This is a genomic window from Paenibacillus sp. 203 (assembly GCF_037027525.1).
GTDB classification, from domain to species: domain Bacteria; phylum Bacillota; class Bacilli; order Paenibacillales; family Paenibacillaceae; genus Paenibacillus; species Paenibacillus polymyxa_B.
This window is the reverse complement of the sequence record NZ_JAXCHD010000020.1, coordinates 1-25,685: the sequence shown is the minus strand read 5'-3', so window position 1 is coordinate 25,685 and position 25,685 is coordinate 1. Positions and strand designations below refer to the sequence as shown.

At 47.5% G+C, this 25,685-nt stretch carries 23 protein-coding genes, 1 rRNA gene and 1 other RNA gene; 22 read left to right on the top strand and 3 right to left on the bottom strand.

The genetic code is table 11. From position 1 onward, the window contains the following. Nucleotides 1–136: 136 nt before the first annotated feature. The 3 genes from WA407_RS25455 to argS all read left to right on the top strand — a co-directional run bounded on the left by WA407_RS25455 (nucleotide 137) and on the right by argS (nucleotide 3,236). Nucleotides 137–1,027 (top strand): LysR family transcriptional regulator, encoded by an 891-nt coding sequence (locus tag WA407_RS25455; RefSeq protein ID WP_336078676.1) that lies wholly within the window; start codon nucleotides 137–139, stop codon nucleotides 1,025–1,027. Between the two features lie 92 nt (nucleotides 1,028–1,119). Continuing rightward, nucleotides 1,120–1,554 (top strand): DUF1934 domain-containing protein, encoded by a 435-nt coding sequence (locus WA407_RS25450; RefSeq protein ID WP_081112515.1) that lies wholly within the window; start codon nucleotides 1,120–1,122, stop codon nucleotides 1,552–1,554. Between the two features lie 2 nt (nucleotides 1,555–1,556). Beyond that, nucleotides 1,557–3,236, top strand: a complete 1,680-nt coding sequence (gene argS, locus WA407_RS25445) for an arginine--tRNA ligase (RefSeq protein ID WP_028542578.1) — start codon at nucleotides 1,557–1,559, stop codon at nucleotides 3,234–3,236. A 110-nt stretch (nucleotides 3,237–3,346) separates the two neighbouring features. Here argS and WA407_RS25440 read toward each other — a convergent pair whose 3' ends face one another. Next, the gene (locus tag WA407_RS25440) at nucleotides 3,347–4,207 is read right to left on the bottom strand and encodes a hypothetical protein (RefSeq protein WP_336078669.1); all 861 of its coding nucleotides are present in this window, start codon (nucleotides 4,205–4,207) and stop codon (nucleotides 3,347–3,349) included. A 126-nt stretch (nucleotides 4,208–4,333) separates the two neighbouring features. Next, entirely contained in the window at nucleotides 4,334–5,227 is an 894-nt protein-coding gene (locus WA407_RS25435) for a LysR family transcriptional regulator (protein WP_235306889.1), read from the bottom strand. Between the two features lie 202 nt (nucleotides 5,228–5,429). Here WA407_RS25435 and WA407_RS25430 point away from each other — a divergent pair, with 202 nt between their 5' ends. Genes WA407_RS25430 through WA407_RS25415 form a run of 4 tightly spaced genes read left to right on the top strand, consistent with a single transcriptional unit; the run spans nucleotide 5,430 to nucleotide 10,576 of the window. After that, entirely contained in the window at nucleotides 5,430–6,428 is a 999-nt protein-coding gene (locus WA407_RS25430; RefSeq protein WP_336078675.1) for an ABC transporter ATP-binding protein, read from the top strand. Nucleotides 6,429–6,448: 20 nt separating this feature from the next. Further along, nucleotides 6,449–7,519, top strand: coding sequence for an ABC transporter substrate-binding protein (locus WA407_RS25425; RefSeq protein WP_336078668.1), 1,071 nt, complete (start codon nucleotides 6,449–6,451; stop codon nucleotides 7,517–7,519). A gap of 4 nt (nucleotides 7,520–7,523) precedes the next feature. Then, on the top strand, nucleotides 7,524–9,194 hold the full coding sequence (locus WA407_RS25420; protein ID WP_336078667.1) for an ABC transporter permease: 1,671 nt from the start codon (nucleotides 7,524–7,526) through the stop codon (nucleotides 9,192–9,194). Further along, nucleotides 9,191–10,576 carry an MBL fold metallo-hydrolase gene (locus WA407_RS25415; RefSeq protein ID WP_254330873.1) on the top strand — a complete coding sequence of 462 codons (1,386 nt, stop codon included), beginning with the start codon at nucleotides 9,191–9,193 and terminating at the stop codon, nucleotides 10,574–10,576. The genes WA407_RS25420 and WA407_RS25415 overlap by 4 nt, the downstream gene beginning before the upstream one ends. 14 nt (nucleotides 10,577–10,590) lie before the next feature. On the opposite strand, the gene WA407_RS25410 is transcribed toward WA407_RS25415, so the two are convergent. Further along, entirely contained in the window at nucleotides 10,591–11,751 is a 1,161-nt protein-coding gene (locus WA407_RS25410) for a S8 family peptidase (RefSeq protein ID WP_336078666.1), read from the bottom strand. Nucleotides 11,752–12,155: 404 nt separating this feature from the next. Between WA407_RS25410 and rpoE the strand changes: the two genes are divergently transcribed. From rpoE to WA407_RS25335, 15 genes are all read left to right on the top strand, one after another. Continuing rightward, complete coding sequence (rpoE, locus tag WA407_RS25405) at nucleotides 12,156–12,707, top strand: DNA-directed RNA polymerase subunit delta (RefSeq protein WP_013308216.1); 552 nt, start codon at nucleotides 12,156–12,158, stop codon at nucleotides 12,705–12,707. A gap of 402 nt (nucleotides 12,708–13,109) precedes the next feature. Further along, a complete protein-coding gene (locus WA407_RS25400; protein ID WP_013368772.1) occupies nucleotides 13,110–14,711 on the top strand; it encodes a CTP synthase in 1,602 nt (533 codons plus the stop codon). A 212-nt stretch (nucleotides 14,712–14,923) separates the two neighbouring features. Beyond that, nucleotides 14,924–15,292 (top strand): response regulator, encoded by a 369-nt coding sequence (locus WA407_RS25395; RefSeq protein ID WP_235306894.1) that lies wholly within the window; start codon nucleotides 14,924–14,926, stop codon nucleotides 15,290–15,292. Nucleotides 15,293–15,538: 246 nt separating this feature from the next. Next, the gene (gene fba / locus WA407_RS25390) at nucleotides 15,539–16,393 is read left to right on the top strand and encodes a class II fructose-1,6-bisphosphate aldolase (RefSeq protein WP_013308219.1); all 855 of its coding nucleotides are present in this window, start codon (nucleotides 15,539–15,541) and stop codon (nucleotides 16,391–16,393) included. Nucleotides 16,394–16,621: 228 nt separating this feature from the next. After that, nucleotides 16,622–17,875, top strand: coding sequence for a UDP-N-acetylglucosamine 1-carboxyvinyltransferase (locus tag WA407_RS25385; RefSeq protein ID WP_013308220.1), 1,254 nt, complete (start codon nucleotides 16,622–16,624; stop codon nucleotides 17,873–17,875). Nucleotides 17,876–18,134: 259 nt separating this feature from the next. Further along, nucleotides 18,135–19,472, top strand: coding sequence for a transcription termination factor Rho (rho, locus tag WA407_RS25380; RefSeq protein ID WP_069290792.1), 1,338 nt, complete (start codon nucleotides 18,135–18,137; stop codon nucleotides 19,470–19,472). Between the two features lie 95 nt (nucleotides 19,473–19,567). Next, nucleotides 19,568–20,839 (top strand): radical SAM protein, encoded by a 1,272-nt coding sequence (locus tag WA407_RS25375; RefSeq protein WP_235306895.1) that lies wholly within the window; start codon nucleotides 19,568–19,570, stop codon nucleotides 20,837–20,839. Nucleotides 20,840–20,996: 157 nt separating this feature from the next. Continuing rightward, the gene (gene rpmE / locus WA407_RS25370) at nucleotides 20,997–21,194 is read left to right on the top strand and encodes a 50S ribosomal protein L31 (protein WP_071639069.1); all 198 of its coding nucleotides are present in this window, start codon (nucleotides 20,997–20,999) and stop codon (nucleotides 21,192–21,194) included. 110 nt (nucleotides 21,195–21,304) lie between these two features. Further along, an RNA gene (gene ffs, locus WA407_RS25365) (signal recognition particle sRNA large type) lies at nucleotides 21,305–21,571 on the top strand. Nucleotides 21,572–21,729: 158 nt separating this feature from the next. Then, nucleotides 21,730–23,481 carry a DNA polymerase III subunit gamma/tau gene (gene dnaX / locus WA407_RS25360; RefSeq protein ID WP_235306896.1) on the top strand — a complete coding sequence of 584 codons (1,752 nt, stop codon included), beginning with the start codon at nucleotides 21,730–21,732 and terminating at the stop codon, nucleotides 23,479–23,481. 43 nt (nucleotides 23,482–23,524) lie between these two features. After that, nucleotides 23,525–23,836, top strand: a complete 312-nt coding sequence (locus WA407_RS25355; RefSeq protein ID WP_013308226.1) for a YbaB/EbfC family nucleoid-associated protein — start codon at nucleotides 23,525–23,527, stop codon at nucleotides 23,834–23,836. Between the two features lie 27 nt (nucleotides 23,837–23,863). Next, nucleotides 23,864–24,463, top strand: a complete 600-nt coding sequence (recR, locus tag WA407_RS25350) for a recombination mediator RecR (RefSeq protein ID WP_103050204.1) — start codon at nucleotides 23,864–23,866, stop codon at nucleotides 24,461–24,463. 214 nt (nucleotides 24,464–24,677) lie between these two features. Then, nucleotides 24,678–24,989 carry a DUF2508 family protein gene (locus WA407_RS25345; RefSeq protein WP_025676300.1) on the top strand — a complete coding sequence of 104 codons (312 nt, stop codon included), beginning with the start codon at nucleotides 24,678–24,680 and terminating at the stop codon, nucleotides 24,987–24,989. Beyond that, on the top strand, nucleotides 24,986–25,261 hold the full coding sequence (locus WA407_RS25340) for a pro-sigmaK processing inhibitor BofA family protein (RefSeq protein ID WP_061831803.1): 276 nt from the start codon (nucleotides 24,986–24,988) through the stop codon (nucleotides 25,259–25,261). Before WA407_RS25345 ends, WA407_RS25340 begins: the two co-directional genes overlap by 4 nt. A 360-nt stretch (nucleotides 25,262–25,621) precedes the next feature. Further along, nucleotides 25,622–25,685, top strand: a 16S ribosomal RNA gene (locus WA407_RS25335); the annotation flags it as partial.

The window sequence follows — 25,685 nt, the reverse complement described above, 5'->3', positions numbered from 1 at the left end:
CTGAATAATGTATATAGCCTCATGCCGCAATAGCATAACTGAATTTGATTATGGCATATCCCAAACCATATGAATAATATTTAATATATATTAGAGGTATAGGTTTTACATATATCAGTACCGGAGGTCCAAAATGATGGAATTGAGACATCTCAAGTATTTTTTGGTGATCGCAGAGGCCGGACAGATTACAGCGGCAGCCAAAAAGCTGCAAATCGCGCAGCCTCCCTTAAGTCAGCAGCTCATGCAGCTAGAGGAAGAGCTTGGTGTAAAGCTCGTGCATAGAGGCTCACGAAGCATCCAATTGACGGAGGCCGGCATCATTTTACAGAACAGGGCCAAGCAGATTTTGGAGCTGACAGATGCCACGACAAGAGAGATAAACGATTTTGCCATGGGGATGAAAGGTACGCTCACCATTGGAACGGTCTCCTCCTCTGGGGCAACGCTGATGAAAGACAGGCTTTCCGAATTTCATAAAACCTATGCGGGTGTAAAATTTGAAATTCATGAGGGAAATACGTTCATGATTCTCGATCTTTTGAACAAAGGAATTGTCGAGGTCGGTATCGTCAGAACCCCTTTTAATACTACCGATTTAGGGTGTAGATATGCGTCCACTGAGCCGATGATAGCTGTGATGACAGAAGAATATGACTGGAACCCCGAACAGAAGACCATTTCATTGTCTGAGTTGAAGAACAGGCCGCTCATCGTATATCGCCGCTTTGAACAATTGATCCACGATACCTGTATGAAGCATGGCTTTGAGCCAAATTTCTTTTGCAAAAACGATGATGCTCGCACCACGCTTCACTGGGCTAATGAAGGGCTGGGGATCGGTATGATTTCGCGGTCTGCGTTGTCACTCGGAAGCAATAACCAGTTAATCGTTAAGGAAATTATGTGTGAGGAATTGCATACGCGTGTGGCGGCTGTCTGGCTGAAGGATAAATACATGTCTTCTCTAGCCTCTCGATTCATCGAAAGTTTTAGCCAAGCATCCGATGGAGCTGACTTAAGGTAGCTGAATTTTTTGGATGAAAGCATCTTTTTGTAAAAACTCATTTGAATTGCAATCGGGAACTGGATATAGTAGTACAGTAGGATAGCAATAGAATGGAGTTTGAATACATGCCACATAATGCAAAGGTCCGAATCCGTCTTCATAGTCATCATGACGGAGAAGATGTGGTACAGGAACTTCCCGGAGAAGCGATCGTGCGTGGGAAGCATCTATATATAAGGTACGATGAGCCGCAAGAAAGTCCTGAGGGCGGTACGACACGGAACACAGTCAAAATCGGATCGGATGAGCTAAAGCTGATTCGTCACGGTGAGGTACAATCAGAGCAGTCGTTTGCGCTGGGACGCAGGTTGCCTGGATTTTACCGCTCGCCTTATTTAAACCTGAACATGTCTGCGCATACGCAGAAGCTCGATATTCGGATGGATGGTTTCACCGGACATGTGAGCTGGACCTATGATCTGTACGTATTTGAGGATTTCTCGGGGCATTTTGCCATCAGTTTGCATATACAGGAGGAGCAATAATCATGACAAGCAATCCACTGGAACTTATTAATCAAAAGGTGACTTCAGCAATCGAAGCGGCAGTGCTGGCTACCGGAATCGTGAGCCGCGAAGAGCTGCCGACCATTACGCTGGAGGTGCCAAAGGACAAGTCACACGGTGATTTGGCTACCAACGCTGCGATGCAGCTCACCCGCATTGCGAAGAAGAACCCACGGCAAATCGCTGAAGATTTGATCGCGAATATGGATTTAGCTTCCGCTTCTATTGAAAGTGCGGAAATCGCTGGACCGGGCTTTATTAACTTTCGCCTGAACAAGAGCTACCTGTATGCAGTCATTGGACAAGTGCAGGAGCAGGGGGCAGATTACGGGCGTATACAGGAAGGTGCAGGCAAAAAGGTACAAATCGAGTTTGTCAGCGCCAATCCGACAGGTAGCCTTCACTTAGGTCATGCACGTGGTGCAGCCGTAGGGGATGCTCTCTGCAACGTGCTTGATTTTGCCGGATACAAAGTAACTCGTGAATACTACATTAATGATGCGGGCAACCAGATTTACAACATGAGCCGCTCTATTGAAGCGCGTTATTTGCAGGAGCTGGGACAGCCTGCGGAGATGCCGGAGGATGGTTACCATGGTGAGGATATCATCGGATTTGCCAAGGAACTGGTGGCCGAAAAGGGCGATTCTCTGTTGTCCATGGAACCGGGAGATCGCGCAGCTTATTTCCGTGACTACGGTCTGGAAAAGGAACTGAACAAGATCAAGCGCGATCTGGAACTGTTCCGTGTACCTTTTGACTCCTGGTTCAGCGAAACGTCGCTGTATGAAAACGGTGAAGTGCTTAAAGCGCTGAATGAGTTGCGTGACCGTGAGGAGATTTACGAGAAGGACGGAGCTACATGGCTGAATACGACCAAGTACGGTGACGATAAAGACCGTGTCTTGATCAAAAATGACGGTACATATACGTACCTAACCCCAGATATCGCTTACCATCGCGATAAATATGCTCGTGGGTATGACACGATCATCAACATTTGGGGAGCGGATCACCACGGCTACATTCCACGGATGAAGGCAGCAATGGAAGCACTGGGCAATGATCCAGATAAGCTTAAAGTGCTGATTGCCCAAATGGTCAGCTTGTTCCAAAATGGGGAAAAAGTAAAAATGTCCAAACGTACCGGCAAGGCCGTGACGATGGAAGATCTGATGGAAGAAGTAGGTGTAGACGCGATCCGTTACTTCTTCACTATGCGTAGCATGGATTCGCACCTGGATTTTGACATGGATTTGGCGATTTCCACTTCCAATGAGAATCCAGTATTCTACGTACAATATGCGCACGCACGTGCATGCAGTGTATATCGTCAAGCCGAAGAGCAAGGTATTGCTGTGCTGCCGTTGGCAGAAGTCGACTTGTCCAAGCTGACGGCTGAACATGAATACGATCTGCTCCGCAAAATCGGCGAGCTGCCGGAAGAAGTATCGGTAGCGGCTGCAAACTTTGCACCACACCGTATGATTCGCTATGTCTACGAGCTGGCTTCATTGTTCCACAGCTACTATAAGGCAGAGCGCGTCATCACAGAGGATGCCGCTCAAACGCAGGCACGCTTGGCGTTGTTTGGTGCGGTGCGCACGACCATTGCCAACGTACTGAAGCTGGTGGGCGTGTCTGCACCAGAACGTATGTAAGCAAACAACTTAACGTAATGACCTTGTAGTCATATAATTAATAATAAAAGGAACCGTTCGTATCACCCTCAACAGGGTGGCGCTTCGGTTCCTTTTTATGTTGGATTAGCTTAGTAGCGTTCCAGTACCAAGTTCGTTTTCAGGGAATCGGCGGGAACCAGCCATCCTTTGGATTGCAGCAGGTTCATCAACTTGGTGCGGTTGCTGGCGGCAACACTGTAATCCGAGGTTTTGAAGGAGATTTCGATAATATGCTCTGTACCTGATCCGTTTGCGCTGCGAATAGGCCATATTTCAACGTCGGTATCCAATCCCTGAAAGCTACCCTCGTATTTACTGACCTGTACAGGACCGCGTACTCTGGAGTCTGCCAAGGTTTGTTTGCCCCAATTGCTGTTTTTCCAGTTTTGCAGCTTGCCCGGAAGATTTTCCTGCAGTTGCTTTAATGCTTGATCTGGGGAAGGCAGAGCCAATCCTTTGGAGGCGTTTGTTTTTTTATCATTGGAGAAGCTTAGTGTTTGCTTGCTGTATCCCCAATCCACCTCAGCCTCATAATTATCATCAGATGCGCTGAACCCTTCTTTATTCGCTTGGGTGAGCGCCGCGTCGATATTTCCATTTGTGACCGTATATCGCTTTTTGTAGGTTAATTCATAATTTTTTTTGTCCTCTTTTTTGCGAAATCTCACGTTCCAGCCCTCGTCATTTAATTGCAATGAGTTTGTATCAAAATACTCGACGCTCAATCGTTGTGCATCGTTGCTAATTTGAAACTCGTTCACGATGCCACTTTTTAATGAGCCATCCGCATTGAGGACCTGAGCCGTATCCAGTAGTAGCTTCACCTCATAGCTTGGTGTGGCATTGGCGGCGGCTTGTACCGGTTCTGCTCCTTTCCATCCTGTTACGAGCAGTACTGCACTCAGAGTTACTACCGACATCAATTTGGTGATACGAAGGCCTGTTTTCATTTCATCCTCTCCTGTTCGTCCGAATAGGTTACACGCTACACTTTACGGGTGTATTGTCAGTCGTATGTCAAAGCAAGAGGGGACTCCGGTTAAAAAATTATATAATTTCTATATGACAGGTAAGATTTAATCTTGGTTCCATGATAAATATTCAGTGAATCTGTGAATGAGCGCCGAGCGATGACGGTCTTTGTTGCTGACCATATAGATGTACCGCTCAACAGACTGCCCCGGGATAGGTCTTACAACCAGTAAGCCCCGCTCAACCTCTGACTGAACGGCAATGCGAGAGACAAAAGAGATGTGTTCTCCCAGCATAACCGCCTGTTTGATGGCTTCCAGTGAATCCAGCTCCAGATAGGAAGGAAGTCGCCGACTCCCACGTTCCAGCCATTTGTCGGTCACATGGCGTGTGCTGGACTCCTTGCCATGTAATACGAAGGAGGAAGAAGCGATAAGCTCAGGCGTCAAATCGGTTTCGTTGGCGAGCGGATGAGTGGGTGAGCAGATGAGTATCAGTTCATCTTCGCCCAAGGATTCTGAGAGTAGCGTTGGGGATTGAAACGGCTCTGCCGAAATGATGCCGAGGTCAATTTCGTGGCGAGCGAGCATGTCCTTGATCACGGGCGCTGTTTTCACAGACAAGGCGATGTGAATGCCCGGATGCTCACGGGCAAAGCGGTGCAGCACAGCAGGAAGCAAGTAGGTAGCGGGTACATAGCTTGCGCCAATACGTATACTTCCCCGCTGGAGCGTATCGAACTCGCGGACGACTCGCTCAGCTTCAGCAGCCAGTGCATTAATTTTGCTGGCATAGTGCAGCAGTGCATTTCCGGCATCCGTCAGGATGATTTTGCCCATACGTGTGTCAAACAGTTTTACTCCGAATTCACGCTCCAGATTTTTCATATGAAAAGTAACGGTGGGTTGCTTTAGGCCAAGAAACTCGGCGACCGTGGTAATTTTATGGTGCTTATTCAGCAGCTCTACAATATGTAACTTTAGAAGACTTAAGTTCACTTAGAATGCCTCGCTTTCAGGTTAATCGAACAATCATGCCTATTTCTATGGGTAGCAGCATCAATCCCCTCTATATAGATTAAATCTATGAGTGTTAACACAATTCATTGAAATAATTAATTTTGTTTTAACTTTCCAATAACACAGGTTGCGAATTCAAGTTTTACACTGGGATCAGTCAGAAGAACAGGCAGGTAATGCGATGAATCAGGATCTATATATTCACGGATTAAGTAAAACCTTCAGCCAAATAACCGCGCTGCATGAGACGAATCTGGTAGTACGACGGGGCAAATTCACAACACTGCTCGGACCGTCCGGCTGTGGGAAAACAACGCTCTTGCGCTTGATTGCTGGTCTGGAGACACCGGATACCGGCACAATCACGATGGGAGAGGAAATTCTTTTTTCGGCAGAACGCAAAAAGGATATTCCCGCCCATCTCCGCCACTTTGGCATGGTCTTTCAGGATTTCGCGTTATGGCCGCATATGACGGTGTTTGAAAATGTGGCCTTCGGCCTGCGTGCGGGCAAGCGAGGGAAAGGGTTCGCCAGCGTACGAGACAAGGAACTGCGGACCGTGGTGCTGGAGGCGCTCGACATGGTCAGATTGTCAGGGATGGAGGATCGGTATCCTCATCAGCTGTCCGGTGGCCAGCAGCAGCGGGTTGCCTTTGCAAGAGCGGTTGCTATCCGGCCTCGACTTGTGTTGTTCGACGAGCCACTCAGTGCGCTGGATGCGGTGCTACGGGAGGAGATGCGCATTGAGATGATATCGCTTGTGCGCGATCTGGGGCTGACCGCCCTATATGTCACCCATGATCAGATCGAGGCCATGTCCATGTCTGATGAAGTGGTTGTTATGAAAAGTGGACATATTTTGCAGACCGGAACACCAGAGGTGATCTACGGTTGCCCAGCTCATCCAGAGGTGGCGAGGTTTATTGGCAAATCCAACTGGCTGGAGTCGGAACGGACACTATTTCGTCCTGAACATGTGCGTTGGGAACAGGAGCAAGCAGATCAGCATGCTTTTACAGTAGAGATCCTGCATGTCAGCTATGTCGGCGATCGTTATGAAATTCGTATACTAGCCGAGAACGGCGAGCAATGGACTGCATATCATTCCAGCCGCTTGCCCATAGGTCAACAAATGCACGTTTGGGTATCACCGCAACACATCCACCAACTTGAAGCATAGGGAAAAGGGGTATATACAAGATGATGAATAGGCATGTTTTTCGTACAGGATGGAAAAAAGGAACGATGCTCGCATTAACCTTGACTTTTGGACTCGCTGTGGCGGGTTGCGGAACAGCTACAACATCCAAGGATGGGGCACAAGCTACTGGATCAGCAGGACAAGCGGAGACGGCATCCACCGATCAGAAGCTGGTGGTCTACAGCGCAGGCCCGGATGGACTGGCGAAAAAGTTGGTAGCAGGGTATGAGGCGCAGAGCGGAGTTAAGGTAGAGTTGTTCCAGGGAACGACAGGGAAAATTTTGGCCCGCATGGAAGCCGAGAAGACGAATCCGGTAGCGGACGTGGTTGTGCTGGCATCGCTTCCGTCTGTACAAGGCCTGAAAAAGGAAGGACTCACGCTGCCTTACCCGGATGCCAAGAATGCAGACAAGCTAAATCCAGACTGGTCCGATAAGGAAGGCAACTACTTCAGTACCAGTGCTTCTGCTCTGGGCATTGCGTATAACACGAAGCTGGTGAAAACACCACCAACTTCATGGGCTGATTTGGCGAAGCCTGAGTACAAGGATCAGGTTAATATTCCCGATCCATCCCTGTCCGGCTCAGCGTTGGATTTTATGACAGGCTATCTGAGCGCCAAGGGCGATGGAGGCTGGACGTTGTTCGAGCAGTACAAGGCTAACGGTGTTGCTATGGCTGGTGCCAATCAGGAAGCGCTGGACCCCGTGATTACCGGAGCTAAAGGTGTAGTCGTCGCTGCGGTCGATTACATGACCTACAAGGCTAAAGCCAAAGGTGAGCCGATTGATATCGCCTATCCGACAGAGGGAACAGTCATCAGCCCACGTCCTGCCGCAATTCTCAAGTCAACGCAGCATGAGCAGAATGCCAAGGCATTTATTGACTATCTGTTGTCGGAAGAGGCACAGAAACTAGTAGCAGATGCCTCCTTACTCCCGGGCCACACGGATGTCAAAGCCGACAAGCGTGCCAACCTGGACGAGATTCCATTGTTGAAAACCAATTGGGAGTGGATGGGTGAGCACGGATCAGACGTGACGGAGAAGTTCACGCAAATGTTCAAGTAAGCCGATGGGAGGCTTATCCGTTAAACACATCAGAGCGTGGTGTCTGACGCTGGCTCTAATCGCGCTTCTTTTCCTGATTGTGATGCCGTTGCTGCAAATCTTTATCCAAAGTGTATATGTTGATGAAAAATTTCAATGGGATGCGCCTTTTCGAACGTTAGCTGCTTCACCATTTGCAGGCGTGCTATTTAGCTCGATTTGGCTAGGCATCTGTGTGATTGCAGGAACGACGGTACTTGCACTTCCGCTAGCCTGGATCATGTCCAACACTCGTCTTGCACACTGGCGCTGGTTGGATGTCGTGTTGCTGATTCCGTTTATGACCCCGCCCTATATCGGGTCCATGGGCTGGATTCTGTTTATGCAAAAAAACGGATATCTGGAGCAGTTGTTCCCGGACCTGCATTTCTTAACGTCGTCCTTCTTCAGCCTTGGTGGCATGGTGATGATCATGAGCCTGCATCTGTTTCCATTCCTGTACCTGTTGCTGCGCGGGGCGCTGGTGAGGATTGGCGGGAGCCTGGAAGAGGCGGGTGCCGTAATGGGCGGCGGCTTTCTGTACAGGTTCCGTCGAATTATTTTACCGCTACTGCTATCAGCTTACGGAATGGGCGCGTTGCTCATTTTCGTTAAAACGATTGCCGAGTTTGGTACCCCCGCTACCTTTGGGCGACGTATCGGGTATGAGGTCATGACTTCGGAAATTCACAAATATATCTCCAGCTGGCCCATAGATTTTGGCAAAGCGACGTCAATGGCCTCGGTGCTGTTAACCGCCTGCCTGCTCATGTGGTATGCGCAGTCGGTGATCAACCGAAAGTTTACGTACAGGCTGGTAGGTGGTAAAGGTTCGCGTCCGTCCCGTCTCCGTATATCCGGCTGGACTACGGGGCTGAGTGTTGCATTTATTCTATTGTTGCTCATTGCGTCCATTGGCATTCCTTATTTTTCAATTCTTTCAGCCTCGACGATGAAGCTGAGAGGAATGGGCCTTGCCTGGGATAATTTGACGCTCGACTCTTACAAGGAACTGCTGTCTTGGGGATCAGAGAGCATGGAGGCGCTCCTGAACAGTGTATTTCTCTCTTTGGGCGCTTCGACGCTTGCTGTGGTGCTGGGCACTTGGTTTGCGCTTGTCATTGGCGGCTCACGCACGAGAATCCAACGGACGGTTGATGCATTTAGCTTGCTTCCGAATACGGTTCCGGGAATTGTTATGGTGGTCGGCCTGATTTTGTGGTGGAACTCGCCGTGGATGCCGATCCCTTTGTATAACACATACGGCATGGTCATTCTGACGTATGTTATCTTGTTTGTTCCTTATACGGTGCAGTATGTCAAAAGCGCCTTTACACAGGTGGACACGGGTCTTTTTCAGGCGGGACAGGTATTTGGCGGACGACCGTCTTACATATTCCGCCGGATTGTACTGCCGCTGATTGTACCGGGAATGCTCGCTGGTTGGATGATGACATTTACGATCGCTTCACGCGAGCTGGTAGGATCGTTGCTGATTTTGCCGCCATCCGTTCAGACGTCTGCAACCTACATATTTGCACAATTTGAGCAGGGACAGGTGTCACTTGGGATGGCGATGGCCGTCATATCGGTCGGAATGACCACACTGCTGCTGATCTTAATCGAAAGCTTAAACTCGCAAAGAAAGTGGAAATGATCATGACCAAGCTTAGGATTTGGGGAGGAGCAGGCGAACATGGCCGCTCCTGCTATGTTTTTGAAGGAACGCAGCATCGCGTCATGCTCGATTGTGGCGTGAAAAAGGAAGGAACCGGACAATATCCGGTTTTTCCGCCGCAAAAGGCGGAGGGACTGACTACTGTATTGCTGTCTCATGCACATGAAGATCATTCCATGGCGCTCCCCTTACTGTACAAGTATGGATACCGGGGAGTGGTCTGGACGACCAAGGCCACCGCTGAGCAGTTAGGCTCCTATTTTCGCTCCTGGCATACTTATGTTGAATCGAGAGGAGCCGACTTGCCATACGACGAACAGGATATCCAATCCATTGCTTATCGCTATCTAGAAGATGAATCGCCAGCAGGAGAATGGCTTGAGGCTTGTCCGGGTGTGAGAATTATGTGGGGACGCAGTGGACATTTGGCTGGTGCAGTGTGGTATGTGGTAGAAATGGAAGGGAAGCGGTTGTTTTTTTCTGGAGATTACAGCCGCGAATCTGAACTTCTTGCTGCCGATGCGCCAGACTTGGGTGTTGGAGAGGGGCTGCATGACCTACCTGAATGGAAGTCAGAGCCCAATCTAGCGGACATATCCATTATGGACAATGCCTATGGCATGGATATAGACCCGCAGCCTGTTAAGCTGGAGCGGCTGAGGGTCGAGATGGAGCGGACATTAGGGTCTGGAGGTCATGTGTTGTTGCCGGTGCCTGCCTTTGGTAGAGGACAGGACATGATCGTATGGGCTAGCGAGCAATTCCCTGAACAGGCAATGATTGTAGAGCACGACATATGGCAGGGATTGAAACAGTTAAACCGCTGGAAAGAATGGCTGCGTCCAGAAGCCCCGGCGCGAATAAAACATGTGCTAAACAGTGACAGGGTCTTCGTGCCTCGTGATGCTGCGGAACGAGTGAGTCTGCTGGAACAGAACCCAACGGTTATTATCATAACAAGAGACGGCATGATGGATTCCCCACAGGCGCGTTGGTACTATCAGTATCTTTCGGATAACCGCAACATGGGGGAGGGTGAAGATAGCGGAGAAAGCATTAGCAACAGTGTTATATTGACCGGACATGCTCCACAGGGTTCTTTTGGCAAACATCTGTTGGAACGTGCGGATGAAAATAACAACTGTGTAGCTCGGCATTTGATTTATAAGGTGCATCAGGGATTATCAGATGTGCGGCAAATGCTGAAGGAGCTGCCTAGCAAACAGGTTGTACTCGTTCATGCGCCGAAGCTGCAGACCGACCTGGTACGAGATGAGTTGATAAGAGAAGGAAATGGTGGATGTGAAGGTCCTGCCAGAAAAGTTCACTCTCTGGAGCCGGGCGCTACACTAGAGGTTTAGTATCACAATATCATTCACTTTGTGCCCTCCTGCATCAATCGGAAGGCATCGACTTCTCCAAGTTTGGTCGAGATAGAGCTACGTCCGGCGCTTTTACGCAGACGGAGCGGTGTGGCGGTACGCTTAAGCAACGCCTTGATTTCTCCAGGCTCCAGTTCCGGTCTCAGTGAAAGGAGAAGTGCGATGCTTCCGGTCACATGGGAAGTAGCCATAGAGGTACCGCTCATTTCGTGATGCTTGCCATGGATCCAGGAGGATGTGATCTTTTCGCCAGGTGCGTACACGTCTACAAATTGCCCCCGGTTGCTGAAAGGCGCGATGCGTCTGTATTTGTCGGTAGCCCCCACTGAAATCGTCTGAGAATAGCGGGCTGGATAGTCAATACTTCGGCGCTTACCCTCATTTCCCGAGGACGCTACAATCACAATGCCGTTATGATATGCTTTATTCACCATATCAAGTAGTGCCTTGCTGCGCGACTTCATACCAAAGCTCATATTGATGATATCGACACGATTTAATACACACCAGTCGATACCAAGGATGATATCGGAGACGTAGGCGGCTCCATTATGATCAAAAGCTTTTACGGGATGAATTAAAGCCCGTGGTGCTACGCCGACCATACCTTCGTCATAGTTGGACGCTGCGATAGTTCCAGCAATATGAGTACCATGGCCGTTATCGTCATAGGGTAGCATGGTTCGGTTAAGCAAATTAATACCTCTGGCGAGAGAATGACGAAGATCAGGATGTTGAAAATCCGCTCCTGTGTCGATCACACCGATTCTGACCCGATTCCCTGTCGAGGAAGGCCAAGCCTTGTATGCACGTACCTGTTTGACTCCCCATGGCATGGAAAGGTTCTTTTCTGCTTTTGGTATATGAGCAGTTTCAGCGTGGACCTTCATGCGGGTATCTTCTTCAACGGTAACACCGTTGTGATATTTGCCCAGCCTGTTTCCCCCTGAAAGCGGAGCGATTAAAGCACGGATTAGTCGGGCCGGTTGTACTTGCCGTAATCCCGCAAGCTCGGGTTTCAGCTTCCTGAGATAGGACAGGCATTCCCGGTATTGGTGAGGCTTATCGAACGTGATGATCTGTTTGTTCCGTCCACTGCCGGACGGCTCCGAAATACCCTCATGCAGACGCTGCAAAAAATCCGGATAGTCCATTTGAGACGGTCCCCCTCCGATGAGCCATGCTGAGGTATTGTATGAGCAAGCGTCAACTGCGGCATGGGAAACCTGCCCCTTTTTTATGGAAATAGGCCTGCTTGTCGTGTCAAAGTGGCCGTGGACACATACGATACATGGAGGGCATAAGCTCTTGTGCAACAACTTTGGGGGGTTCTCCCGGAGCGGGTACAGTCGAAGACGGGGGGGACCCCGTCTTTTTATGTATGCCGTCTTGTTTAGAGGGATATTCCTGGAAATTATGACGATACCCATCTTTAACTTGCAATTTGCTTCCAAATAGGTTTTACTTAGTTTTGATAATGGATATGTTAGTATTGCATGTATCGTGTATGCTCTGAAACATGTTCTTGTGAATTACGTGTGAGAGGAAGTGTCCCTAGGTGAGTACCCCACTCAACTTGAAGATTGACCCGGAGAAAGTCCACGAGACTCCAATGGTGGATTTGGCATTTATGGTATTGAAAGCAGCCAATACTCCGTATTATTACCGTGACCTGATGAAGGAAGTCGCCAAATTGCGTGGCTTTTCCGACGAAGAAATTAATGACGTTATTGCTCAGCTATATACTGAAATCAACATTGACGGGCGTTTTGCCTGTGTCGGTACGAATCTGTGGGGCTTGAAACGTTGGTATCCGGTAGATAAATCCGAAGATGCCCTGACAGGCGCCAAGCGTCCTCGTATTATTAACGACGAAGACGATGACGACGAAGATGACTATCATGAGGAAGAAGAAACATACAACTCTGATGACGACTTCGATGCAGATAGCGAAGACGAGGATGGCGAAGATGAGCTGTTCGACGGAGAAGAAGATGATGATGATAGTGATGAAGACGTGGTTATAGACGATGAAGACCTCAGTGATGAGGAAGATTCAGAAGATGAAAATGATGATGAGTCGACGGAAGACGACGATTCGCTTCGTTAGGAAAAGGCTGCAAGGGGAGATGCGTTCTCCCCTTTTTCATGACCGTTTTCTTGAAAACCCCTTCTGATTTAAAGCTTTCAGGTGGATTCTCTCCAATCTGGTTCAATGGACAAATTAACACGGATAACTTCCTTGACAGCGGATTGGACACGGGGTAAACTATTGCTTGGGCTTATGATTGATTCACTTATATGTTTGCTTTTTGTATAAAAGTGCCCCGTACTACGGGAGTGCTTTTTTGTTTTTTATAGGGGTGTTTTCACTCATGAAAGAGGGCTAAGGGCGGCGGACATGGAAAATGATTCCGCTGCCTTCTTCATGGATGATAATCCGTGCAAACGGGTTACGATAACATCATAATGTCGCCTGAATTTTGCATCTTATCTAGGAGGGTTTTGAACAGTGACAAAGTATATTTTTGTGACAGGCGGGGTTGTGTCTTCCTTGGGCAAAGGGATTACGGCAGCTTCACTGGGGAGGCTTTTGAAGAACAGGGGACTGAAGGTAACGATCCAAAAATTTGATCCTTACCTGAATGTCGATCCGGGTACGATGAGTCCTTACCAGCACGGTGAAGTATTTGTAACGGATGATGGTGCGGAAACGGACCTTGACTTGGGACACTATGAGCGCTTTATTGATATTAATCTGTCCAAGAACAGCAATGTCACAACAGGCAAGGTATATTCCAGCGTAATCAGCAAAGAGCGTCGCGGAGAATATTTGGGCGGTACGGTGCAGGTTATCCCTCATATTACGAACGAAATCAAGGAACGCGTGTACCGTGCAGGCCGTGAAGCAGGTTCGGACGTAATTATTACAGAAATCGGCGGTACGGTGGGCGATATTGAAAGCTTGCCATTTTTGGAAGCTATTCGTCAGCTCAAAAGCGAAGTTGGGCGCGAGAATGTGATGTACATTCACGTAACACTCATTCCTTATATTAAAGCTGCGGGTGAGGTTAAAACCAAACCAACTCAGCACAGTGTAAAAGAACTGCGCAGTATCGGTATCCAACCGAATGTCATTGTTTGCCGTACAGAGCATGAACTGTCCTCCGATATGAAGGCTAAAATTGCATTGTTCTGCGATATTGATGCGAATGCAGTGGTAGAATGCCGCGATGCTTCAACCCTCTACGAGGTTCCGTTGAACCTGCGTGAAGAAGGCTTGGACGAAATCGTAGTTAACCACCTCAAGCTGACAACACCTGCACCAGATATGACCGAATGGGAAGGGTTAGTTGATCGAATCAGCAAGCTGGATAAAACGGTTGAGATTGCCATTGTTGGTAAATATGTTGCGTTACATGATGCGTACTTAAGTGTGGTTGAATCACTTTCCCACGCTGGATTTGATGCGAATGCAGACGTAAAAATTCGTTGGGTGAACGCTGAAGAAGTGACGGACGAGAACGTAGCTGACATGCTGGGCGGCATTGGCGGCATTCTCGTACCGGGTGGCTTCGGCGATCGCGGAATTGAAGGCAAAATTAGTACCATTCGTTATGCACGGGAGCAAAAAATTCCGTTCTTCGGCATTTGTCTGGGTATGCAGGTATCTGTCATTGAGGTTGCCCGTTCCCTGGCTGGTCTCGAAGGAGCCAACAGCTCGGAAATTAACCCGGCTACTGATTATCCTGTCATCGATTTGCTTCCTGACCAAAAAGACATCGAAGATTTGGGCGGTACGATGCGTCTTGGCTTGTATCCATGCAAACTGGTGGAAGGTTCCCTGGCTTCGGCTTGCTACAACGACGAGCTGGTGTACGAAAGACACCGTCATCGGTACGAATTCAATAACGAATATCGTGAAGTTATTGAAAAAGCGGGTCTTCGTATTTCCGGTACTTCACCAGATGGACGCTTGGTGGAAATTGTGGAGCTCCCTGAGCATCCGTGGTTCCTGGCGGTACAATTCCATCCAGAATTTACTTCCCGTCCGAATCGTCCACAGCCTTTGTTCCGTGAATTTGTAAAGGCAGCATTGCAGCTTCAAGGTTAATGCTATGGCTGTAAGACCTCCTCAGGGAGGTCTTTTTTTATCCTATGCTTCCTGATTATGAAAGAATATTCCACAATTATGTATAAGAGCAGGATTTTCTTTTTGCAGGAGCGAATATAGTTTTAGGTATGGGACGGATATTGTACGTCATCGGACGCTGTTATGGCAATAGCTGCATGATCCTCGTTTTAAGATCTTAGGAGGTTAAAACATTGGAAAAGAAGAAAGTATTAATCGTCGATGACCAGAATGGAATACGGATTTTACTAATGGAAGTGTTCGGAAGTGAGGGTTATGAGACCTTTCAGGCGGCGAACGGGAAAATTGCACTTGAAATTGTTGAGAAGGAACCACCTGATCTGGTTCTGCTCGATATGAAAATCCCAGGTATGGACGGACTCGAAATTCTGAAGCATCTAAAAACCATGAATCCTGATATCAAGGTTATTATGATGACAGCATATGGAGAACTGGACATGATTAAAGAGGCGACGGAGCTAGGTGCGCTCATGCATTTTACCAAGCCCTTTGATATTGACGAAATGCGGATCGCTGTGAACAAACAACTCAGAGATGATTAGGTGAGTCACTATGGTTGAGAACTCTGTTAACACAACAGGGTTTTTTGTTTGTGATTATGGGAAATACTGAAAGTAAATCCTCTCCTTATACAATTCTATGAAAAAACGGCGTCCTAACGTGATTTTTGTATGTGTTGATATGCAAAAGCTTGTTTAGTATTTAACATGGGTTGTGGTATAATAAGCCCGTATGTGATGTCGGCTAAAATATAGACAAACCCAAACACCTTTAGGAGGACTGTAACCATGCCATTGGTATCTATGAAAGACATGTTGAACAAAGCACTCGAAGGAAAATATGCAGTAGGTCAATACAACATTAATAACCTGGAGTGGACTCAAGCTATTTTGGGCGCTGCTGAAGAAGAAAAATCCCCAGTAATCTTGGGCGTTTCTGAAGGCGCAGCACGTCACATGGGCGGATTCTACACTGTTGTTAAAATGGTAGAAGGTCTTATTCATGACATGAAAATCACCGTTCCAGTTGCGATCCATTTGGACCACGGTTCCAGCTTTGAAAAATGTAAAGAAGCTATCGACGCTGGTTTCACATCCGTTATGATTGACGATTCCCACAGCCCGATCGACACAAACATTGCTACAACGAAAAAAGTGGTTGAATATGCTCATTCCAAAGGCGTTTCTGTTGAAGCTGAAGTTGGAATGGTTGGCGGTCAAGAGGATGATGTTGTCGGCGACGTAATGTACGCTAAGCTGGACGACTGTCTGCGTATCGTTAACGAAACAGGTATCGATACACTGGCACCTGCACTGGGTTCCGTACACGGACCTTACAAAGGCGAGCCAAACCTCGGATTCAAAGAAATGGAAGAGATCTGCAATGCAATCAAACTTCCACTCGTTCTGCACGGTGGTACTGGGATCCCAACACATGACATTAAAAAAGCAATCTCTCTGGGAACTTCCAAAATCAATGTAAACACTGAGAACCAAATCGTATTTGCGAAAGTGGTTCGTGAAGTGCTTGCTGAGAAACCGGATGCTTATGACCCACGTACATTCATCGCTCCAGGTCGTGAAGCGATTAAACAAACCGTTATCGGTAAAATTCGTGAGTTCGGTTCCAACAACAAAGCGTAATAATGAATCAAACTGGTCGTGCGTCTGCACGGGCTAGATGTATTTTTTAGTTGTAGCTGTAGTTCTGCTGCACAAAATATTTAAATCTGTACAGTTGAATAGTTTGGTATGGAAAGCACACCGCTTAGCCGGTGTCTTTCCATTTTCACCACTAAAAAAGTTAAAAGATTTATAATTTGAGATTATTGTTTGACCGACTGCAAAACACGTAGGGGGACCCTCAAGCTTATGGAAAAATTGATGATCACCGGTGGACGGCCGCTTCAAGGTACAGTTTCCATCAGCGGTGCCAAAAACAGTGCCATCGCCTTGATTCCCGCAGCCATTCTGGCAGAGTCGGAAGTCATTTTGGACAATTTGCCACTGTTGAGTGATGTGGCGGTGTATTCCGAAATACTGGAGGAACTTGGTGCAACGGTTACCTGGGAAGGTAGCCAGATGAAAATAGATCCTTCCTCCATTAAATCCATTCCTATGCCGAATGGGCCTGTTAAGAAATTACGAGCCTCTTATTATATGATGGGAGCCATGCTGGGCAGATTCAAGGAAGCGATCATCGGTTTGCCAGGAGGGTGCAATTTCGAACCCCGGCCCATTGATCAGCATATCAAAGGTTTCGAAGCGCTGGGTGCCACGGTAACGAACGAGCACGGCGCTATTCATTTGCACGCCAAAGAACTGCGCGGAACTAAGATTTATTTGGATGTTAGCAGCGTAGGCGCTACCATTAATATTATGCTGGCGGCTGCACGTGCCAAAGGCGCCACAATTATCGAAAATGCGGCTAAAGAGCCTGAGATTATAGATGTAGCAACTCTTTTAAACTCGATGGGGGCTATTATTAAAGGTGCCGGTACGGAAACGATTCGAATTGAAGGTGTGTCGGAGCTGCATGGCTGCCGTCATTCCATCATACCTGACCGTATACAAGCGGGCACATATATGATTGCTGCTGCGGCAACCCGTGGAAATGTATTGATTGACAATGTAATCCCCAAACATATGGAGGCTCTCACTGCAAAAATGCAGGAAATGGGCATCGGCATCGAGGAATATGATGAAAGTATTCGCGTACTAGGTGCACCTTCCTATGAACATGTCGACGTTAAAGCCTTGATATACCCCGGATTCGCCACAGATTTACAATCTCCCATGACCAGCTTGCTTACCCAAGCGCAGGGTGTCAGTGTATTGAGCGATTTTGTGTACAGCAATCGTTTTAAGCACGTCCCTGAGCTGGTGCGTATGGGGGCTAAAATTCGCGTAGAGGGTCGGTCTGCTATTATAGAGGGTGGTCAGCTGAATGCAGCTAAAGTAAAAGCGGCAGATCTGCGCGCCGGAGCGGCCCTTGTCATTGCTGGACTTACAGTAAGCGAAGGTGTAACTGAGGTGACGGGTGTCGAGTACATTGACCGTGGTTATGATCACCTTGTTTCCAACCTGCGTCTTTTAGGCGCGGATGTATGGCGGCAGACTGAATAATTAGACCATGCCATTTTTTCGAACTCCCGGAACGAAAGCGATAGAACGGGCAACACCTATGCAGCCGCTGCTTGATACAAGATTGTGGTTCATACCTAACAATCCTTTATCGGAAAACCGGAATAATTCGGTATAATTCAGGCAGATGGCTGCATAACTTTATTTGTTTTGGTTAAAATTATGTTAATGGTGTTTATGATATCATTGTCTATCATTTAGATGTATGAATGGACTTAATAATTGAATAGGTGGTTATTATATGGATCTGCAAATTTCCGATCTGGAAGAAATGAAGCTGACCGACCTGTACAAGCTGGCCAAGCAATACCAGATCCCGTACTACGGAACGCTCAAAAAGAAAGAATTAATATTCGCGATCCTGCGCGCACAAGCTGAGAAGAGCGGATTGATGTTTATGCAGGGGGTTCTGGAAATCCTTCCCGAAGGTTACGGCTTTCTGAGGCCGATCAATTATCTCCCGAGTACCGAAGATATTTACATCTCTGCTTCACAAATCCGCAAGTTTGACTTGAGAACGGGCGATCTTGTTTCTGGTAAATGCCGAACGCCAAAAGAGAATGAACGATATTTTGGATTGCTTCAAGTTAACGCCGTCAATGGAAGAAGTCCTGAGCAAGCTGCTGAGCGGCTACATTTTCCTGCACTGACTCCACTGTATCCGCAAACCAAATTAGTCCTTGAAACTTCCCCCAACCATTTGTCTACGAGAATTATGGATGTACTGGCCCCTGTCGGACTTGGACAGCGCGGACTCATTGTAGCACCTCCCAAAGCTGGGAAGACGCTTCTCCTCAAAGAAATTGCCAATAGCATTTCTACTAACAATCCCGAGATCGAGCTTTTTGTCTTGTTGATTGATGAACGCCCCGAAGAAGTGACCGACATGCAGCGTTCTGTTAAAGGTGAAGTTGTGGCCTCTACATTTGACGAACTTCCTGAAAATCACATTAAAGTGGCAGAACTCGTGTTGGAGCGTGCGCTGCGTCTCGTAGAACATAAAAAGGATGTTGTCATCCTGTTGGATAGCATCACACGTTTGGCTCGTGCGTACAATCTCGTTATCCCTCCTTCTGGTCGTACTTTGAGCGGGGGTATTGATCCGGCGGCATTTCACCGTCCAAAACGCTTTTTTGGTGCGGCTCGGAATGTGGAGGAAGGCGGTAGCTTGACGATTCTTGCTACAGCGCTGATTGATACGGGATCACGCATGGATGATATCATTTATGAAGAGTTTAAAGGTACAGGCAACATGGAGTTGCATTTGGACCGCAAGCTAGCAGAACGTCGTATCTTTCCTGCGATTGATATTCGTCGTTCCGGCACACGCCGTGAGGAAGTGTTGTTGAACAAGGAAGAATTGGATACCATCTGGGCCATTCGTAAAAACATGACGGAAAGCCATGATTTTGTGGAAGGCTTCCTCAAAAAGCTGCGTAATAGCAAAACTAATGCTGAGTTTTTGGCTTCGTTTGATTTGACGGCACCTTCTTCCAGTAGCTCGCAAAGCAGTTCTGGTGGGCAACAACGGAGAACTGCGCGTTCTACCACAGCGTCAGTCCCGGCCACAACCAACTAAAACCCATTCATGTATTTTATCTGTTCCGTAAGTACACAGTCGTTACCATTCATTTGTTAATGGCGTAGGCTTAACGGAGCGAAAGGAGCTCCATAATGTATTTGGTGTATGCCGACGAAAAAGGCAATGTATATGATCATGCTTCTTTGTATGGGCTTGCCCGTAGTGCAGACATGATTGTTGAGATCATGGAGGATGAGCTTATTCCGTTACCGGAAGGAGCTACATTGGTAAGCCTGCCCAGCACTCGCCCGGTCGGTATGAACCCTGAAACAGGGGAAATGGTTTCTCTTCCCGGAGATATGCAAGCAGTAGGGGCTTTATTGCCGCAAGGTTTTACGCGCTTGTGCCTGCCGGGATATGTGAAGACCGATAAGGAGTACAAACTTCCCTTGTTCGGTTATTCGGCCGTAGTCTGGAAAGACGGGGCATTTTATGTAACGGCAGAGCAGAGTGACAGTCCATCCAAGTGGAATCCGGAAAACTGTGACCGTCATCAAGTTAAACTGGGTGTTCAGCGGATGACGGAGCAATATCCCGAAAATCGGCTGTACCAACATTTGTCTAACTGTGCGCTGGGCTACGAATGTCTTACTTCCTCGAACACATTCCTGAATCGCTGGGAAGGAGGAGTTCCGGTATCCTATTCGTGTAATGCGGGTTGCTTTGGCTGTATATCTGAACAGCCGGATGACAGTGGCTTTGTATCTCCGCAGACAAGAATGAACTTCCGTCCCCGTGTTGAAGAAATTGTAGAAGTTATGCTGGAACATTTGAAGACACCGGAGTCCATCATCAGTTTTGGCCAAGGTTGCGAAGGCGAGCCTTCCACACAAGCCAAACTGATTATTGATTCGATCAAAGAGGTGCGCTCCATTACTGATATGGGATACATCAATATCAATACGAATGCGGGATTGAGTGATCATATCCGGGGAATCGTGGATGCGGGTCTTGATCTGATGCGCGTTAGTACCATTAGTGCACTGGACGATCACTACAATGCGTATTACAAGCCGCGCGGCTACACGTTGGATAATGTAGAAAAATCACTTCGTTATGCTTCTGAGCAGGGAGTATATACGTCGATTAACTATTTGATTTTTCCGGGTGTAACAGACCGAGAGGAAGAAATTGAGGCAATGATTGAATTTGCCAAACGTACTAAGCTCAAGCTGATTCAAATGCGTAACTTGAATATCGATCCTGAAAGCTATCTGGAGTTGATTCCACCTGCTCAAGGTGAGATCCTTGGCATGAAGCAAATGCTTGAGATTTATCGTGAGGAACTGCCTGATGTAGTCATCGGTTCTTACACTCATGTACCCCCACAAGGGCTGGCACGCCCCAAATTTGCCAAGGCCTAAAACGGTCAATAGCAACTTGAAACTCACCTATTTTACGCCATCTTTGAATGCGGAAAAGAGTTGTTGAAACGCTCATATTCAAGTGCTATAATGTGAACATGTGTTCATACAACTCTGGACTGATAGGACGTTCAGGGCGGAAAGAGGTGAAAGTTCAATGCAACAAGCTATTCAACCAAAATTTAACGTAACTAATGTCACTTGTGCTTGCGGAAATTCGTTTGAAACTGGTTCTGTGAAAGGATCTCTGCGTGTGGAGATTTGCTCCGCCTGCCACCCATTCTTCACAGGCAAGCAGAAATTTATTGATGCTGGTGGACGCGTAGATCGTTTCAAAAAGAAATACGGTATCTAATGGATTACCGCAGGTTATAAAGTTATTAGAGCCTTCTGCAACTGCAGAGGGCTCTTTTTGTAATAATGTGTATTTGCTTTTTATGCGGCCTTAAGATATACTTATTTTCACCGTGCTAGATGGGGAGGTAGCGGTGCCCTGTAACTCGCAATCCGCTATAGCGAGGTTGAATTCCTGTTAGAGGTGTTGTTGATGTGAGGCTGGTCCCTGCGCACAATGTTGACGGCTGGGTCCTCCGCAATGAGTACTTGTGAACCTGGTCAGGTCCGGAAGGAAGCAGCCATAAGCAAGCCCACTCTTGTGCCGGAGGGTTGCCTAGCCCGAGTTGTTGTTCAGGGTTGCCGCTCGGATCACAACGATCAATAACAGGTGCACGGTATATATTAGTGATTAGAACATCTTGGCAATCATTGCGAAGATGTTTTTTTGTGTTTTATAAATTGGAAGGTGTCTGGTTTAGATTCGGACGGGAGTATAGTATAATGAAGTGACCATGAATGGTCATGAAAGTGAATGGGAAAGAGGGTAACGCGCATTGGAACATATAGCGTTGTACCGTGCTTGGCGGCCGCAGGCTTTCAAGGACATGGTAGGACAACAGCATATTATCCAGACATTGCAGAATGCCATCCGCGAAAATCGCACGTCCCATGCCTACCTGTTCAGCGGTCCACGAGGAACAGGTAAGACGAGTGCGGCCAAAATTTTGGCCAAGGCTATCAACTGTGAGCATGGACCTGCGCCGGAACCTTGCAACGAATGCGAAGCCTGTAAACGGATCACGGCCGGAGCGGTCATGGATGTACAGGAGATTGATGCAGCCTCCAACCGGGGCGTTGAAGAGATTCGTGATTTGCGCGATAAAGTCAAATATGCGCCCACAGAAGTGCGGCACAAGGTTTATATCATTGATGAAGTGCACATGCTGACGACGGAAGCGTTCAATGCGCTGCTCAAGACACTAGAAGAGCCGCCGCCACACGTGATGTTCATATTGGCTACGACTGAACCACATCGGATTCCGGCGACAATTATTTCGCGTTGCCAGCGGTTTGACTTCCGGCGGGTATCGCTGGAAGAACAGACAGAGCGGCTTGACCTGATATGTCAACAGGAGAACATACAGGCTGATTTAGATGCACTGCAGTACATTGCGCGTCTTTCAGATGGCGGGATGCGAGATGCAGTTAGCGTTTTGGACCAGATATCCTCGTTTACAGATGGTCGGGTTACTTATCAGCAGGTGCTGGATATGACGGGAGGTATTGCGTCCGAGCAATTCGGTAAGCTTGCCTTGGCGTTGCTGAAAGAAGATGTGGGCACGGTGCTCCAAATGATCGAGAACTTTATGCAGGAAGGTAAAAGTGCGGATAAGTGCATGGAGAATCTTCTGTACTATTTCCGAGACCTGCTAATGATCAAGATGGTGCCTCAGGCAACCAAAATGACGGAGCGAGTGCTAGATCCAGAGCGATTTAAGGAAGTGGCAGATGCTTTTACCAAGGAGCAACTCTTTGCGATGATTGACACCCTTAATCGTTATCAGAGCGAGATGAAATATGCCGTTCAGCCTCAAACTTTGTTTGAGGTAGCTCTGTTGAAACTATGCAGTATTCCGGGGGAAGCAGGAGCTGTTGTTCAGTCGGCCGCACAGCGCTCAGGTGCTGCAGCTGAGCAGGAAGATGTGGTAATGTTGAAGCGCCAGCTTGCTGAGTTGGAAAAGAAACTGGAGCGCGCGCTGCAAGGTGGATTGGGCGCTGGAGCGGGACAGGAAGCATCGTCGGGTGGTCGTCAGGCTTCCGGGGGTCGTGCCCCTGCTCCGCGGATTTCAGCGCCAGCCAAACTTCCTTCTCAGTTGGATCGCTATATCGCTGAGAAGTCGAGCGAAGCATTCGCAGCAGCGGGGCGTAAGTGGAGTCAGATTTTACAAGGGGTAAAAGAGGCGAAAGTTACGGTTCATGCCTGGTTTATGGACGGTGAGCCAGTTTCTGTGTTAGAGGACAGTGTGCTGGTCGCATTTAAGAACAATATTCATCGTGAAACTACCGAAAAGCCTGCCAATAAGCAGGTCATCGAGAAAGTATTGCATGAGCAGTTGGGCCATCCTTATCGTTTAGTAACGATGATGCAAAAGGATTGGAATGCTGCGATTGAAGGAGTTTCCGACCAGCCTGCCGAAGAATTGCAACTGGAGCCGGAGCATGATACGCCGGGAAAGTCCAAGGAGCCCTGGATTGATGAAGCTATTCAACTTTTCGGGGAAGATCTGGTAGTCATTAAAGATTAAATCAAGTGTCTAGATGTATACTTCATTAAAGGAGATGATTGAAATGAACAATATGAACCAAATGATGAAGCAAGTGAAAAAAATGCAGGAACAAATGCTGAAAGCCCAAGAGGAACTTGGCGGAAAAGTAATCGAAGGTACTTCTGGCGGCGGTGTTGTGACGGTGGAGGTAAATGGACATAAAAAAGTGTTGTCCATCACGATCAAACCGGAAGCCGTAGATCCTGATGATGTAGAAATGCTGCAAGATCTTGTACTGACTGCAGTCAATGATGCTTTGTCCAAAGCAGATGAACTGGCTAATGATGATATGGGTAAATTTACAGGCGGCATGAAAATTCCGGGCTTGTTCTAGTCTGCTGCATAAAGGAGAAACACGCTATTGTATTATCCGGAGCCGATTGCAAAGCTAATTGATGCTTTTACGCGCCTGCCAGGAGTAGGGCCGAAGACGGCTGCCCGGTTGGCCTTTCACGTACTGAAAATGAAGGAAGATGATGTGATTGACTTTGCCAAAGCGCTAGTCAATGTAAAACGCAATCTGCACTTCTGTTCAGTCTGCGGCAACATTACGGATACGGACCCTTGTCGGATCTGTCAGGATAAGACGAGGGATGCTTCCGTCATTTGTGTTGTTCAGGATTCCAAGGATTTGGTGGCTATGGAGCGTACCAAGGAGTTTAATGGCTTTTACCATGTGCTTCACGGGGCGATATCTCCTATGGAGGGAATTGGTCCTGAGGATATCAAACTCAAGGAATTGCTGAATAGACTCAGTGATGAACGCGTCAAGGAGCTGATTTTAGCTACGAACCCGAACATTGAAGGAGAGGCCACGGCCATGTACATTTCTCGGCTAGTGCGTCCTTTTGAAATCAAGGTTACTCGTATTGCTCACGGATTGCCAGTGGGTGGAGATTTGGAGTATGCTGACGAGGTTACCCTGTCCAAAGCGTTGGAAGGCCGTAGAGAGCTCAATTAATAGGTGTATTTATACGTTATAAATAGGGAGTCTGGAATGTCCTTAGGGTATTCTCGACTCACTTGGGGGAGCCGCTATGGCTCCTTTTTTATTTGCGGTGATAGATGGCAGTATAGATCGTTCCTGGTTCTAAGTTTGTCCTTTGTTCAATAAGTATGAATAAGGTAATCTTGCAGACTGTGCACATAATTCAGCTTGTGAGGAGGATGAACGGATGTGGGAACGGATGAAACAAAATTTCCGTCGTCAGGAGAATGGCAAATCAGAAGCGGAGTATCGGCAGGAGTTGTTTGCCCAGATTCGGGCTTCGCATGCGGAATGGTTAAGAGCGCATCGTTTATTTCATGAAGCAACGGGTAAAGATGAGATCGACTACGCTATATTTGTTCTAGAAGCTGCAGAACGTAAATATCAGATACATTTAAAAAGTGCGAAACAGCAAGGCCTGCATCGTTTCCATCTGCCTGCAGATGAACCGGGGTATGCCAATGATACGGATCGTGTTCACAAGCGGAGAGCTGAATGAAAGGGGCGGTCTGGCTTGTTTTGATTGCCTGTGTCGGGATGTTACTATTTCTAATCTTAAAAAAACGTTTGGGTATCAGCTGGCTTGTAGTATTCGGGGCACATATGGGCCTGGCAGCCATCGCATTGTATGTTATCAATTATTCAGGGTGGATTACGCAGGTGTACATCCCGATCAATCCAGTGACAATGGGGGCGGTAACGATATTAGGCTTGCCTGGGATTGTCCTTTTACTGGGATTGAAAATAGTATTATTCGGACAGGCTATATGAAAACTTAAATGTTATTGTTTCTATTTTTAAAATATAGTTGACGGCGAATTCAAAAATGTGATACATTAATTCTCGGCCCTTAAAGCCCGGGAATTTTTTTGTGAGAACAACAATTAAATGAAATTAAAAAATAATTTTAAAAAAGTGTTGACTTAAATCCCGAATGTGTGTTATATTAATCAAGTCGCCGCTGAGATGCGGTGGTGAAACAAAGTAAGACATAATGCAGGTTTGATCTTTGAAAACTGAACAACGAGTGAGTAAAACGATTTTGTTCGCAAAATCAAACAAGAGATATTTTATCTCGTCAGTTTCAACATGAGCTTATCGCTCTTTCTATAAACCAGCTTCGGTTGGTCTTTAATGGAGAGTTTGATCCTGGCTCAGGACGAACGCTGGCGGCGTGCCTAATACATGCAAGTCG

Bases quoted from the DNA above. Each gene is read 5' to 3' on its own strand.
- WA407_RS25455 (WP_336078676.1), top strand. From the start codon at position 137: ATGGAATTGAGACATCTCAAGTATTTTTTGGTGATCGCAGAGGCCGGA.
- WA407_RS25450 (WP_081112515.1), top strand. From the start codon at position 1,120: ATGGAGTTTGAATACATGCCACATAATGCAAAGGTCCGAATCCGTCTT.
- argS (WP_028542578.1), top strand. From the start codon at position 1,557: ATGACAAGCAATCCACTGGAACTTATTAATCAAAAGGTGACTTCAGCA.
- WA407_RS25440 (WP_336078669.1), bottom strand. From the start codon at position 4,207: ATGAAAACAGGCCTTCGTATCACCAAATTGATGTCGGTAGTAACTCTG.
- WA407_RS25430 (WP_336078675.1), top strand. From the start codon at position 5,430: ATGAATCAGGATCTATATATTCACGGATTAAGTAAAACCTTCAGCCAA.
- WA407_RS25425 (WP_336078668.1), top strand. From the start codon at position 6,449: ATGATGAATAGGCATGTTTTTCGTACAGGATGGAAAAAAGGAACGATG.
- WA407_RS25420 (WP_336078667.1), top strand. From the start codon at position 7,524: ATGGGAGGCTTATCCGTTAAACACATCAGAGCGTGGTGTCTGACGCTG.
- WA407_RS25415 (WP_254330873.1), top strand. From the start codon at position 9,191: ATGATCATGACCAAGCTTAGGATTTGGGGAGGAGCAGGCGAACATGGC.
- WA407_RS25410 (WP_336078666.1), bottom strand. From the start codon at position 11,751: ATGGACTATCCGGATTTTTTGCAGCGTCTGCATGAGGGTATTTCGGAG.
- fba (WP_013308219.1), top strand. From the start codon at position 15,539: ATGCCATTGGTATCTATGAAAGACATGTTGAACAAAGCACTCGAAGGA.
- WA407_RS25385 (WP_013308220.1), top strand. From the start codon at position 16,622: ATGGAAAAATTGATGATCACCGGTGGACGGCCGCTTCAAGGTACAGTT.
- rho (WP_069290792.1), top strand. From the start codon at position 18,135: ATGGATCTGCAAATTTCCGATCTGGAAGAAATGAAGCTGACCGACCTG.
- WA407_RS25375 (WP_235306895.1), top strand. From the start codon at position 19,568: ATGTATTTGGTGTATGCCGACGAAAAAGGCAATGTATATGATCATGCT.
- rpmE (WP_071639069.1), top strand. From the start codon at position 20,997: ATGCAACAAGCTATTCAACCAAAATTTAACGTAACTAATGTCACTTGT.
- WA407_RS25355 (WP_013308226.1), top strand. From the start codon at position 23,525: ATGAACAATATGAACCAAATGATGAAGCAAGTGAAAAAAATGCAGGAA.
- WA407_RS25345 (WP_025676300.1), top strand. From the start codon at position 24,678: ATGTGGGAACGGATGAAACAAAATTTCCGTCGTCAGGAGAATGGCAAA.
- WA407_RS25340 (WP_061831803.1), top strand. From the start codon at position 24,986: ATGAAAGGGGCGGTCTGGCTTGTTTTGATTGCCTGTGTCGGGATGTTA.